At 64.8% G+C, this 12,314-nt stretch carries 11 protein-coding genes; 6 read left to right on the top strand and 5 right to left on the bottom strand.

Annotation, left to right across the window (positions count from 1 at the left end; all coding sequences use genetic code 11):
* Positions 1-70: 70 nt before the first annotated feature.
* The 3 genes from D779_RS18450 to D779_RS18460 form a co-directional block, all read right to left on the bottom strand.
* On the bottom strand, positions 71-1,303 hold the full coding sequence (locus D779_RS18450) for a UbiA family prenyltransferase (protein ID WP_081763598.1): 1,233 nt from the start codon (positions 1,301-1,303) through the stop codon (positions 71-73).
* 315 nt (positions 1,304-1,618) lie between these two features.
* Positions 1,619-2,176, bottom strand: coding sequence for a Spy/CpxP family protein refolding chaperone (locus D779_RS18455; RefSeq protein WP_052348266.1), 558 nt, complete (start codon positions 2,174-2,176; stop codon positions 1,619-1,621).
* A gap of 161 nt (positions 2,177-2,337) precedes the next feature.
* A complete protein-coding gene (locus tag D779_RS18460) occupies positions 2,338-3,954 on the bottom strand; it encodes an RNA-binding domain-containing protein (RefSeq protein WP_043757055.1) in 1,617 nt (538 codons plus the stop codon).
* A gap of 186 nt (positions 3,955-4,140) precedes the next feature.
* On the opposite strand from D779_RS18460, the gene D779_RS18465 reads away from it, so the two are divergent.
* From D779_RS18465 to D779_RS18475, 3 genes are read left to right on the top strand one after another with little or no spacing between them, the layout of a single operon-like run.
* Positions 4,141-4,623 (top strand): PH domain-containing protein, encoded by a 483-nt coding sequence (locus tag D779_RS18465; RefSeq protein WP_043757059.1) that lies wholly within the window; start codon positions 4,141-4,143, stop codon positions 4,621-4,623.
* Between the two features lie 17 nt (positions 4,624-4,640).
* Positions 4,641-4,940, top strand: coding sequence for a hypothetical protein (locus D779_RS18470; protein WP_043757063.1), 300 nt, complete (start codon positions 4,641-4,643; stop codon positions 4,938-4,940).
* Positions 4,937-5,707: a M48 family metallopeptidase gene (locus D779_RS18475; RefSeq protein WP_043757067.1), complete on the top strand. Its 771-nt coding sequence runs from the start codon at positions 4,937-4,939 to the stop codon at positions 5,705-5,707. Before D779_RS18470 ends, D779_RS18475 begins: the two co-directional genes overlap by 4 nt.
* A 34-nt stretch (positions 5,708-5,741) precedes the next feature.
* Here D779_RS18475 and D779_RS18480 read toward each other — a convergent pair whose 3' ends face one another.
* Positions 5,742-7,238, bottom strand: coding sequence for a leucyl aminopeptidase (locus D779_RS18480; RefSeq protein ID WP_043757070.1), 1,497 nt, complete (start codon positions 7,236-7,238; stop codon positions 5,742-5,744).
* Between the two features lie 114 nt (positions 7,239-7,352).
* On the opposite strand from D779_RS18480, the gene lptG reads away from it, so the two are divergent.
* Positions 7,353-8,417, top strand: a complete 1,065-nt coding sequence (lptG, locus tag D779_RS18485) for an LPS export ABC transporter permease LptG (RefSeq protein WP_043757073.1) — start codon at positions 7,353-7,355, stop codon at positions 8,415-8,417.
* Between the two features lie 134 nt (positions 8,418-8,551).
* On the opposite strand, the gene D779_RS18490 is transcribed toward lptG, so the two are convergent.
* Positions 8,552-9,007: an RDD family protein gene (locus D779_RS18490; protein ID WP_043757127.1), complete on the bottom strand. Its 456-nt coding sequence runs from the start codon at positions 9,005-9,007 to the stop codon at positions 8,552-8,554.
* A 110-nt stretch (positions 9,008-9,117) separates the two neighbouring features.
* Between D779_RS18490 and D779_RS18495 the strand changes: the two genes are divergently transcribed.
* On the top strand, positions 9,118-11,697 hold the full coding sequence (locus tag D779_RS18495) for a PAS domain-containing sensor histidine kinase (RefSeq protein ID WP_052348267.1): 2,580 nt from the start codon (positions 9,118-9,120) through the stop codon (positions 11,695-11,697).
* Positions 11,690-12,307: a response regulator transcription factor gene (locus tag D779_RS18500; protein WP_043757076.1), complete on the top strand. Its 618-nt coding sequence runs from the start codon at positions 11,690-11,692 to the stop codon at positions 12,305-12,307. Before D779_RS18495 ends, D779_RS18500 begins: the two co-directional genes overlap by 8 nt.
* Positions 12,308-12,314: the final 7 nt, after the last annotated feature.

A 12,314-nucleotide genomic window follows, 5' to 3' on the forward strand; every position in this document is an offset into this window, starting at 1 on the left:
CTGGCCACCGTGCAGACGAACGAGTCGACAGCGGGCGAGCCCGAAGACAGCTGGGGCCAGGATGTTCACCTTACGTGACCTTCAAAGCCCTGCCCGAGGACCCCCCAAGCGAGGCGAGCATTTCCAGATCGCTCGGATAATAGCCGCGCCCGCGTGCCTTCTCGGTCTTTCCCCCGCGGCGCGCCTGATGCAGCTCGGCATAGCGCTTGACGAGCGCCAGGCTCAAGAACATGAACATCGAGAAGGCCAGCATCCAGAAAGACAGGGGGATGAGGAGTGCGGCGCTGCCGGCAATGATGCGTAGTGTGTAGAGTGAGGCTAGGGCGATCACATCGATGACCATGCGCCGTTTGAGCGCTAGGGAGTAGGCTAGGGTCAGGCTGTAATAGGCCGCCAACACGGCGGCGAATTCATAGGGCAGCAGCCACAAGGCACCTGCGAAGGCCGTTAGCAGCAAGGCGGGAATCGCGATCAGACCCGAGCGGATCGAGAGGCGTCCGGCGGCGAAGGGGCGATGCCGTTTGGTGGCATGGTGGCGATCGTCGCCCAGATCGAGCAGATCGTTGAGTAGATAGACACTGGAGGCACAGAGGCCGAAGAGTAGAAAGGCCAGGAGCCCCTGGGCGACGAGCATGGTGTCGTCCATGCGGTGCGCGGCGACCAGCGGGGCGAGGATCAGGAGATTCTTCGCCCATTGATGCAGGCGCAATGCCTTGAGCCAATCACGCGCTGTCGGTCTTTCCGCTCCGAAGGTCGCTGCGAGATCGACAAAATGACGCGATTGTCCTTCGTGCTTCGATCCCCTCTGTGCTACCCCATAGGCATGCCGCGCCGTTCGCCAGATCGGCGAGTCTTCGGAGGAGGTGCCGACATAGTCGAAACCGCACTCGCCGAAGCGCTGGAGAATCGTCGATTTCTTGGATTCGGCCGTGAGGTTGTGGTCGCTATCTGTGGCAATGACCTCGTCGAAGAATCGCAGATGTTCGGCGATACGCTCGGCCAGCAAACGGTGGCTGGTGGTGGCGAGGATGATGCGGCGTCCTTTTCGGTGCTCGGCCTTAAGGAAGGCGATAATCTCTCGGCGATAGGGCAGATGTGCGACATCGAGGTGTGTCGTTCTGGCCAGCGTTTCTTTAAGTCGGGCCTGGTTGGCGTGCCGCCAGATCGAGGGATGTAGAAGCCGAGTCGGGTGGGTTCGGACACATGCCAGTCCGGCCTCAAGGTACCAATCTGAGCTTAGGAGCGTTCCGTCGAGATCGACGATCAGTGCCGGCTCGTCCTGGAGCAGGGGTTCTGAGTTCATTGATCGTTTCCAGCGATGTCCTTGCCATTGTGAAAAGGGGTACGATTATGGCAGCTAGACATGGGATTGCCCATCGTGATCTGGTGTGGCTTCGCCAGCCAGTGGCAGACGGTGATGCTCGGATCGATATCGTTCTCGAACCGCTGCGGCTCGTGCTCCCACAAGCGCGGGCAATGCCCAGAAGCCGTCTGAATCCCCACATCTAGCGACTCGGTCCGCACAGCGGGCCCCTAAAGACTTCGCCTCGATAGGGTCCGCTGCACGTACTAGAGTTTGGGCATTAGGTTCTCAGGCCCCTCTGACATCGGATCTGTTCTAGCCGCAATCCGGCCGCTCGCTTCGTCCCCCGCGATCACCTCGGCCGGGGCGATGGTGCGGGCGGCGGAGTTCGGCGCGCTGGTCATCGGTCAGGATCTCGGAGATCTGCTCGCGGACATCCGCTTTGGTGAGCTCCGGATTCTTGGCCTGTTCCTCGAACAGCGCCTTCATCTTGGCGATCTGATCCTCGGAGAGGTCCAGGCGGTCGGCCATGCGCTCCAGCCGCCGTTCAAGGCGGTCCTCGAGCATGGATGCACGCTTGGCCTTCTGCTCGTCGGTCAGTACGGCCTCGATCCGTTTGCGCATTTCGAGCCGCTGCTGCTCGCGCGCCTTGCGCGCGTCCTCCATGATCTTGCCGATCTGGGCCTTCTGGTCGTCGCTCAGATCGAGCCGGTCGGTCATGCGCTCGATGCGGGGTGCGAGGTCCATGTCCGTGCCGCTGCGCCAGCCTTCGTCGGGTCTGGCGTCGGCGGTGTCTGCGCCGATCAGCGCGGTGCCGAGCAGCAGACCGCTCATGGCGAAGGCGATCTGGGCGGGGATTCTCTTTGCTTTCATCTGGTGACTCCTATCGATCCGATGGTTCCCGGATGGCGGGACGTTCCGGCGCCTGTCCGGATGGGCGGAGCCTTGCGACTCCGACGAGTCTCAGGATAGGGACCGAGATTGCATCTCTGGTGAAGGGAATGCGCAAAGACGATGGAGCAGGGGCAATGGGCTCAGAAGCGGCTGCGGATGTATTTGAGCGCCCGGCTGAGCGGCAGTTCGATGTTGGATGGGCCGTTGCGGATGATGAAGAGCTCGCGCTTCTTGTCGTCGCGCAGGATGGCCGGGGCGTCGGCGCGCTCGCATTCCACCGCGCCGATCCTCAGTCCCTCGAAGTCGAGCAGGAAAAATCTCACCGAATGGGCGTACTCGGCGCCCAGATGCTGGTTGAGCAGGTTCTTGAAATGCAGCTGGCACTTGTCCTCGTTCTCGAATTTGTCGGCCTCCAGTCCCAGCGGCGTGCCGTCGTCGGCGACCCCGATCAGCAGGATGCCGCCCTCGGTATTGAGAAAGGCGGCGACGCCCTTGAGCCAGGCGAGCTCGATCTCCTTGCCGGGCGTTTTGGTGTGCAGGTTCATCCGCATGGTGGACTTGAATTCCAGGTGCGAGCCCTCGCCTGAGCCGATCAGCTCACGCAGATCCTGCTCTTGGTGTCGGCGGTCGATGCTGAGCTTGGGAAGGTCGCGCAGCTGACGGCTGTATTTGCGGACCACCAGGCTCGCCAGGGTGAGGCTGGCGGCGAGGATGCCGATTGCGGTCAGCAGGATGATGTGCCAGCGGTTCTGCAGGATGGTGATGGTGGCCGAGACGGGCACGGTGACACCGATCCAGACGCCTTCCGGATCGTTGGTGAGCGGACGGAAGCCGCCCCACCAGTCCTGGCCGCCGCTGTGGAAGCGGATCAGGTCCTGGGTCGGCTGGCCGGCCGCCTTCCAGGCGGCCACGGCGTCGAACTGGAGCGGACCGCCTAGCCTGAGCAGTGCCGAGAAGAATCCCTCGTCGTGGCGGTCGCTGGAGGATAGGGGCTCCTCCTCGGAGGGCGGGACGAAGACGCCGCCGGCCCCACTGAAGAGAAAGCCCTGGCCCTCGGGGGTGATGTCGAGATGGTCGATCGCCTCCACGATGGTGTGAAGGGTCACGTCGAATGCGGTGACCCGCATGCGGTCGCCCTGCTTCCAGGCGATCGAAGCGGTCACTCCCGGCACCTTGAGCGAGGCGAAGACGTAGGGCGGGCTCCAGACGACGCGGTCGGGGTTCCTGATCGCCCCGGCGAACCAGGGGCGGGTGCGCGGATCCTCGTTGAAGCGCTCCGCCTGGCGGTCCTTGCGCAGCAGATCGGCGTTCCAGTGCGAGAGATGCGACTCGGCCTGGTCGCCCGGGCCGCGCAGTCGGGTCAGCCAGCCGTCGCCGTCGCGGCGTAGAAAATATTCCTGTCCGTCCTCTGCTGCGTCTACCGCGCCCGCGATCTGATCCATGTGGGCCAGCGTCGGTACGAAACGCTCGGTCAGCTCCTTCTCCTCGTCCGGGTCGAGGTTGGCGCCGGCCAGCCCGTCGCGCACGATCAGCAGCTGCTGCTGGACCGGCAGCAGCAGGTTGCGGACCTCGTCGCGCACCATGGCCGTGGCGTTGTCGATACGGTTGCCCGCCAGGTCGTGCTTGATGTCGTCGATCAGCAGCACGTTGATCATGACCAGCAGACCGACCGTGAAGGCGACCAGAAGCACCAGATCGCGCAAGAGTCGGGTGCGGATGGGGCCGGGCGAGAGTTGCAGCAGCGATTTGTAGATCATGGGCCGGGATTATAGCCGTGCCGATGGGCTTGCCGGTCGCTTTCTCTGCGTCGAGCCTGCTGCTAGTATCTCGTGCTATCGCGACCGTTCGGGCTCGACTTGGCATGCAGGAGCTGGACGGTTCGAACGGAATCCATCCGCGCTCCATGCCAATCTTCGCGCTCATCAGCCATCCTGGAGAAGTCGATGTCCGAGCCACTCTACGACGCGCACCCCTCCCTCTTGCGCACCCAACCCTTCGCGACATTGCTGACGCTGCTGCTGATGCTTGGAGGCATTCTGGTCGCGGTGCTCGGCCTTCAGCTATTGCCGCCCCAGCTCCTTCAGCAATGGGATCCTGCCGGACGGCTGGATCCGCAGTTGGTCCAGGCGGGCGGGATTGCCGTCTTCGCCCTCGCTTCATTGAAATTGCTCGTCTCCTGGGTGTCGACCCTCTCGGATCGTCTGGTCATCGACGAGAACGAGATCGTCTGGACCCACGGGCTGCTGAGCAAGGAATACACCGAGATCGGCATGAGTTCGGTGCGGACCGTGCGGGTGAGCCAGAGTCTGTTCCAGCGCATCGTCAATGCGGGGGACGTCCGGGTCTTCACAGCCGGGGACGATCCCGAACTGGTGGTGCGCGGTCTGCCCGATCCGGGCCGGATCCGCGATCTGGTCAACGGCTGAAGACCGGACCGAGCGCCATGGGGAGCGACAATCGCGGCGATCTCAGGCTGTTCGGGATCCTGTTGCTGGCGGTCGTGCTGCTGTTGGCCGCCGTGGTGCTGGTGCTTCTGCCCGCCGCCGCACCGGTCGTGGCGACACTCGATGAAGGCATGGGGCTGAAGGCGGCCGTCCCCTGGGGGTTCGGCGTGACCGTGGGGCTGTTCGTACTCTTCGCCCTGGTCGCGGGTGACGGTCTGATCGGCGAGCTCCAGTTCATGCTGGGATCCTTCTTCTCCTTCTTCCTCGTCCTCACGCTGCTGATCGCCTGGGTCTTTTGAGCGGATCCGGGCTTCCATCCTCGGCTAGGCTGAGGCTTCCCGATGGGCGTCAGCTCGATTATCGGATCCGCGCCTCGGTCCGGTCGAATTCGCTGCGTCTCCGTCTGACCGCCCGCGAAGGTCTGGTGGTGACGGTTCCGGCCGGGATCTCGCTGGCCGAGCTGTCCGAGATGGTGGCGACCAAGGCCGCCTGGGTCGCGCGTCATCTGCCCGAATACGAACGCATGCGCCAGCGCATCGACGCCGTCGCCTCCATGCGGCCGACGACGCTCGAGTTGCGGGCGGTGGGCGAGCGCTGGGAGATCGACTATCGCCCCGAGGATCGGCGCTCGGTGCTGGTCCGCGTTTTCGAACTCCGACGTCTGCGTCTATCGGGCGGGGTCGAGGATGTATCCGCCTGCCAGGAGGCGCTGCGTCGCTGGCTGATGCGCTACGCCCGCTCGGTCTTCGAGCCTTGGCTCGCCGAACTGGCGCGAGAGACCGGGTTGGGCTTCAGCGGTCTCTCGGTGCGCAATCAGCGCGCCCGCTGGGGAAGCTGCAGCGCGCGCGGGCGGATCAGTCTCAACTGCAAACTCTTGTTCCTGCCGCCCGAGCAGGCGCGCTACGTGATGCTCCACGAGCTCTGCCACAGGCGCGAGCCCAATCACTCGCACCGTTTCTGGGATCTGTTGCGGCACTTCGAGCCGGACTCGGATGCGCTGCACGCACGGATGCGGGATGCTTGGTCGATGATTCCGGCCTGGGCCGAGCGCGGGGCGTCCAGATAGCGGATGTCCGCGCTCGGCCTGTCGGCCCGGTGGCTCAGAGCGCCCCGGCGCGTTCCAGCAGCAGCTGGCCGAGCAGCGCGACCGGACGCCCGGTACCGCCCTTTTCCTTGCCGGAAACCCAGGCGATGCCGGCGATGTCGAGATGCGCCCAGCGGTATTTCTTGGTGAAGCGCGCGAGGAAGCAGGCGGCGGTGATGGCACCGCCGTCGCGGCCGCCGATGTTGGCCATGTCGGCGAAGTTGCTGTCGAGCTGCGACTGATACTCGTCCCACAGGGGCATACGCCAGGCGCGGTCGCCCGCGGCCTCGCCCGCGGCCAGGATCTCGGCGGCGAGCTTGTCGTCCTGGGTGAAGAGGCCGGCCGGATGCTTGCCGAGCGCGACCACGCAGGCGCCGGTGAGGGTGGCCATGTCGATGACGATCTCGGGATCGAAGCGCTCGCAATAGGTGAGGGCGTCGCAGAGGATGAGACGGCCCTCGGCATCGGTGTTGAGGATTTCGATGGTCTGTCCGGACATGCTGGTGACGATGTCGCCCGGCTTGTTGGCGTCGCCGTCCGGCAGGTTCTCGGAGGAGGGGACCAAGCCGATCAGGTTGAGGGGCAGCTCCAGCTCGCAGGCGGTCTGGATGGCGCCGAAGACGCTGGCGCCGCCGCACATGTCGTATTTCATCTCGTCCATCTCTGCGGCGGGCTTGAGCGAGATGCCGCCGGCGTCGAAGGTGAGACCCTTGCCGACCAGCACGACCGGTTTGTCGCCCGGTTTGCCGCCCTTGTAGTGCATGCAGATCAGCTTGGCCGGCTGACGGCTGCCGCGCGAGACCGAGAGCAGGGCGCCCATGCCGAGCTCGGCCATCCGCTCCTCCTCGAGCACCTCGACCTCGAGTCGGTTGAACCGCTTCTCCAGATTGCGGGCCGTATCGGCCAGATAGCTGGGCGTACAGAGATTGCCCGGTAGATTGCCCAGTTCTTTCGCCAGCGCGATCCCTGAGGCCATGGCCGAGCCATGGCGCGCGGCCGATTCGGCGGCCGCGACCGATCCTTTGTCGGGCACCCAGATGGTCAGGCGTTTGAGCGGCGTCTTGGGCGCCCGCTTGTCGTCCTTGGTGCGGGTGTAGCGGTAGCTCCTGTCCTCGGCGACGAGCGCGACGTCGCGTACGCTGGAATAGAGATCGGTCTGTGCCGGCAGCGGATCCGGCAGCGCCAGTACCGCGTCACCGCTGTGATATTGCTGCAGCAGCGGGACGACCGCGGCCAGTGCCTTGCGGAAGCCGGCGCGGTCGAATTCCTTCTTCTTGCCCAGCCCGAGCAGGACGACGCGCTCGGCGGTTACGCCGGGCAGGTCATAGGTCATGAGGGTTTGGCCGACCTCGCCGTCCATGTCGCCCTTCTTCAGCAGGGCGGTGAGCCGATCGCCGCTGGCCGCATCCAGGTCTTCCGCCGGACCGGTGAGCTTGCGCTTCTCGAAGATCCCGATGACGAGGCAGGGTGTCTTGAGTTTGGCGATCTCACCGGTCTTGATCTTGAATTCCATCGGGTGCTCCTGGCGGTGCTTGCAAGGCGGCACTGGCCAGCCTGGGCTGACCGGCGCGAACAAATGTTAGGATGTCGGATCTTAAGTCTACCGAGATGATGGGTATAGGTCGAAGTGAGAATCCTCGATCGTTATCTGGCCTGGGCCGTGATCGGCGGAACCCTGCTGACGCTGGGCGTTCTGCTGCCGCTGATGGGCGTCTTCATCCTCGCCGACGAGATGGATTCGATCGGCATCGAGCGCTATGGCATCGCGGATGCGCTGCTGTTCATGCTGCTGAGCCTGCCGCGCTATGCCTATCTCATCTTTCCGATCGCAACCCTGATCGGCGCTCTGATCGGACTGGGCACCCTGGCCAGCCGCTCGGAACTGGTCGCCATGCGCGCCGCCGGTCTCTCGGTGTCCCGGATCGTGCGCGCGGCCATGCTCGGGGGATTGCTGCTCGCCATCCTGGCCTTCGTGCTCGGGGAGGTGGTGGCGCCCGTGTCCGAGCAGCGCGGTGTCGAGCTGCGTCGGCAGGCGCTCTCCGGGGATGTGGCCCAGCGGACGCCGGACGGATTCTGGGCCGTGGATGACGGTTCCTACGTCAATATCCGTGAGATTCGCTCGGGAACCAGTCTGCGCGATATCTTCATCTATCGGGTCGATGCGACCAAGGGCGTTCTGACCGCGACCCATGCCGGCGGCGCGCGCTATCAGGATGGTCACTGGATTCTGGAGGATATCTCGCGCAGCACGGCGAGCGCGGAGGGTGTCGAGGTCGAGCGCATCGCCAGTGCCGGCTGGGATTCGATGCTGGATCCGGGGCTGCTCAAGGTGGTGGTGGCGGATCCTCATGCCCTGCCTGTGTGGGGGCTCTACAAATACATTCGTTTCATGTGGGTCAACAAGCAGGATGCGGGTCCCTACGAAGTCGCCTTCTGGGGCAAGGTGCTGCATCCGGTGCTGACGCTCTCCATGATCCTGGTCGCCATCCCGCTACTGCTGGGGTCGTCGCGCAGCACCGGTATGGGGAGGCGCATCTTCGCCGGGATCATGGTCGGCATCCTTTACTATCTGATCAGCCGCACCTTCGCCTATCTGGCCCTGTTGTTCGGGATGAATCCCTTTTTGGCCGCCATCGCGCCGCCCCTGCTGTTCATCTCGGGCGCGCTGATGCTGCTGCGGCGCGTGAGCTGATGGCCTTGTGGCCGACCTGAGGCGTCTGCGTCAGGTCGGCCCGGATCGGACTTGCGCCGCGTTCGCCGACTGGCGACGGCGCATGGGCTATCGTCTGAGGTCGCGCAGCGGAGCTCGGCTCCACCGGAGAGGGATCAGGCGGACTTTTCCACCATCACGAGGCAAGTGTGGGATTTACGGTCGTGCCAGGCGAGACCCTCGCGGTCGAACAGGCTCCACCAGAGGCCCAGGCCGGCGGGCAGATAGCTCAGGACCGACCAGCCGAAGCGCGCGATCGCGGTCCCCGTGCCGAGGTCGGAGCCTTTGTCGTCGACCACCCGGATCCGCCAGGCGCGCATGCCGAGGGTCTGACCGCCGTGGGTCCAGAAGTAGACGTAGAATCCGACGATCACGGCCAGCAGATAGAGCCGCATCAGCAGCAGAGGGAAGGCTTCTTCGTAGATATGGTGTCCGGTGATGAGCTCGTAGGGGATGACGACGATGGTGTTGGCCACCATCAGCACGGCCAGCAGCAGTACCAGGTCGTACAGCAGCGCACCCAGACGTCTCGGGATGGAGGGTTTCTTGGCTTGGGAAAGGTCGAGTTCCATGTTGGTCATTCGTCGATCGGTTGATGAGGGATGGGCTTCTCGAGGAAGCGGTTATTTTGATTCGGATCACTATTAAACCATTTCTGTTCCGGCTTTTGCGACGGGTGCCGATGCCCTGGATCGCGATCTGCGTCGGTCTCGCCGCCGGAACCGCCATCTGGACGGTGCTCGATCAGATCCAGAGCCGGCAGGTCGACAAGATCTTCGATCAGGAACTCAACACACAGCTGGTGCTGCGGGCGCGCGAGAGCCTGATCCGTTTCGACCGCTATCTGTCCAGCTATGCCGCCACCACGCGCCTGCTCGCCAATCATCGCAAGCTCTCCGAGTATCTGGAGCCGATGTTCTGGTCGCGCGACGAGCGGGTGACCCCGGTCGTCTACAAGGACTTCCGTCCCCAGTGGCTGCCGGACTTCTTCGAGCGCGATGCCCTAACGCCGCCCAGTCAGGTACTGCTGACCGACGTGCAGGGGCGGGTGCGCGAGATCTTCCAGCCGACCGCCGAGTCCGCCCCGGAGGAGGTTGCCAGCCAGGTGCCGACCCAGTTCCTCGATGGGCGGGAGGTGCGTGCCGTGATCGATCGCTTCGGGGACCGGCTCTATCTGATCGCGAGCGATGCCGTCGAGGACGCGGGTGGATACGATATGGGATTCCTGGTGGTCCTGGTTCCGGTCGACGACGCCTTCATCGGCGCCTCGCAGCGCGGGCTGGACCTGGGGCGCGCCGCGGTGGCGCTGGTGGACAGCGACGATCAGCGCATCGTCGCCAGCGTGGACTCGAGCGCGCTCCCGCTCGGCTCGACCCTGGCCGACTGGAGCGATACCTATATCATCACCTCTCAGTCCCTGCCCGAGTACGAGGGTTCGGACTCCAATCTGCTGTTCGCGACCTTCGTGCCCAACGCCAGTCTGGAGAAGATGTCGCGCCACGTGCGTATCTTCGAGCGGCGCCAGCGTTTTTTCGCCGCCGCCGTGTTCGTGATCGTCTTCACCGGGGTCATCTATCTGGTCTCCTCGCGCCTGAACAAGGTGCTCAAGCGCATGACCCGGTTCTCGCAGCGCGCCCTCGGCATCCCGGAGCCGGGCTTCAATCGCGGCGGCAACCAGCTGCTGCTGCTCGAGGAATGGATCCAGCATTTCACCCAATTGGTGATGACGGCGCGCGAGGAGATGAGCCGGCGCCATCAGGCCGAGATGCGCGAGAGCGAGGCGCTCAAGGCGGCCATGATGGAGGCCTCGCTCGATGCCATCGTGACCCTCGACCGGCAGGGCAAGGTGATCGAGTTCAATCCCGCCGCCGAGCGTCTGTTCGGGGTCGCCCGCATCCTTGCGATCGGGGCCGTCTTCACGGAGCGTTTCCTGCCCGGCGTGGCCCGGCCCGCCTTCCTGCGTCTGCTCGATCGCTCGCGTCACCTGCATCGCGAGCCGCTGGGGCGGGGAGAGCTGATCGCCCTGCGCGCCGACGGGAGCGAACTGCCGGTCGAGATCTCGATCGCCCCCATCGAATTGGAGGACGAGCGTTTCCACACCCTCTACATCCACGACATCAGCAGCCGCAAGCGGGCCGAGCAGGAGATCAAGAGCCTGGCCCGCTTCGCCAGCGAGAGTCCCAATCCCATCCTGCGGGTGAGCGCCGAGGGGCTGGTCGTCTACGCTAACAATGCGAGCCGTCCGCTCCTCCATGCCTGGAGCGCCGAGCCCGGCGAGTATCTGCCCGACGCATGGGGTCGGGAGGTGGCGCAGGCCCTGGACGCCGGGCAGCCCACCGATCGCGAGATGGATTTTTCTGGGCAGGTCTTCTCGCTGCTGCTCGCCCCGATCCGCGATCTGGGCTACGTCAATATCTATGCCCGCGACATCACCGCGATCCGGCGTGCCGAGCAGGAGTCGCGCCAGCACCAGGCCGAGCTGGTGCATGTCTGCCGGCTCAGCACCATGGGCGAGGTCGCGACCGGCATGGCCCACGAGCTGAACCAGCCGCTCTCTGCCATCGTCAACTATGCCAACGGCTGCACCCGCAGGCTTCAGGGCGGCGCGGGCCGGCCCGAGGAGCTGATTGGGGCCATGGACCAGATCGCGGCCCAGGCCAAGCGTGCGAGCGAGATCATCCGCCGGCTGCGCGCGCTGGTCGGCAAGCAGCCCCCGATCCGTGCCCGGGTCGATCTGAATCATCTGGTGCGCGAGGTCTGCTCCTTCCTGGAGTTCGAGACCAACCGGACCGGCGTCCAGATCCGGCTCGAGCTCAGCGTCGAGGAGATTCCGGTCTGTGTCGATCTGGTCCAGGTCGAGCAGGTGTTGCTGAACCTGGTCGGCAATGCGCTCGATGCCTTGGAGGAGCGGCCCGAATCCGATCGCCGTCTGCGCATCCTCACCCGGGCCGGGAACGAACGGGCCGAGGTGCTGGTCGAGGACAGCGGGCCCGGGATCGAGCACGAGCGGCTTCCCTTGCTCTTCGATGCCTTCGTGACCACCAAGGAGAGCGGCATGGGGATGGGACTGGCGATCAGTCAGACCATCGTCGAGAATCACGACGGTCGAATCTGGGCCGAGTCCGAATTGGGGCGGGGCTCGGTCTTCCATATGACCCTGCCGCTCTCGCCCGCCGCCAAGGATGCGGAGGACGAGCCGAACACCTCGCTGGACCCTAGCCAGAGCCTTTCCGAACAGACGATCCAGAAAAAAGATGAGTAACGATGCAACCGTATTCGTCGTGGACGACGACCAAGCCATGCGGACCTCGCTCCAGTGGCTGATCGAATCGACGGGCATGTCGGTCCAGACCTATGAGTCGGCCGATGCCTTTCTCTCCACCTACTATCCCGGGCGCGCCGGTTGTCTGCTGCTAGACGTGCGCATGCCCGGGATGAGCGGGCTCGAGCTCCAGTCCTATCTGGAGCGCGAGGGCTACCGCCTGCCGGTCATCCTCATCACCGGGCACGGCGACGTGGCCATGGCGGTGAAGGCGATGAAGGCCGGAGCCATGGACTTCATCGAGAAACCCTTCCACGACGAGGATCTGCTGCGCAGCATCCGCAACGCCCTGGACTACGACCAGAGGACCCGCGCCAACCGCTCGGCCAAGGCCGAGGTCCTGATGCGGCTCGCCGAGCTGACCCCGCGCGAGCACGAGGTCATGACCATGGTCACCGACGGCAAGTCGAACAAGGAGATCGCCGCCGCGCTGGGTGTCAGCGCCAAGACGGTCGAGGCCCACCGTGCCCGGGTCATGGAGAAGATGCGCGCCGACTCGCTCGCCGAGCTGGTGCGCATGGCGATGATCGCGGTCCCCGAGTCGATGTGATCGTTCG

Source organism: Imhoffiella purpurea (assembly GCF_000585215.1).
Classification (GTDB): domain Bacteria; phylum Pseudomonadota; class Gammaproteobacteria; order Chromatiales; family Chromatiaceae; genus Imhoffiella; species Imhoffiella purpurea.

Excerpts from the sequence above, each read along its gene's own strand:
- D779_RS18495 (WP_052348267.1), top strand. The coding sequence starts at position 9,118 with ATGCCCTGGATCGCGATCTGCGTCGGTCTCGCCGCCGGAACCGCCATC.
- D779_RS18465 (WP_043757059.1), top strand. The coding sequence starts at position 4,141 with ATGTCCGAGCCACTCTACGACGCGCACCCCTCCCTCTTGCGCACCCAA.
- D779_RS18470 (WP_043757063.1), top strand. The coding sequence starts at position 4,641 with ATGGGGAGCGACAATCGCGGCGATCTCAGGCTGTTCGGGATCCTGTTG.
- D779_RS18455 (WP_052348266.1), bottom strand. The coding sequence starts at position 2,176 with ATGAAAGCAAAGAGAATCCCCGCCCAGATCGCCTTCGCCATGAGCGGT.
- D779_RS18480 (WP_043757070.1), bottom strand. The coding sequence starts at position 7,238 with ATGGAATTCAAGATCAAGACCGGTGAGATCGCCAAACTCAAGACACCC.
- D779_RS18500 (WP_043757076.1), top strand. The coding sequence starts at position 11,690 with ATGAGTAACGATGCAACCGTATTCGTCGTGGACGACGACCAAGCCATG.
- D779_RS18490 (WP_043757127.1), bottom strand. The coding sequence starts at position 9,007 with ATGGAACTCGACCTTTCCCAAGCCAAGAAACCCTCCATCCCGAGACGT.
- D779_RS18450 (WP_081763598.1), bottom strand. The coding sequence starts at position 1,303 with ATGAACTCAGAACCCCTGCTCCAGGACGAGCCGGCACTGATCGTCGAT.
- D779_RS18460 (WP_043757055.1), bottom strand. The coding sequence starts at position 3,954 with ATGATCTACAAATCGCTGCTGCAACTCTCGCCCGGCCCCATCCGCACC.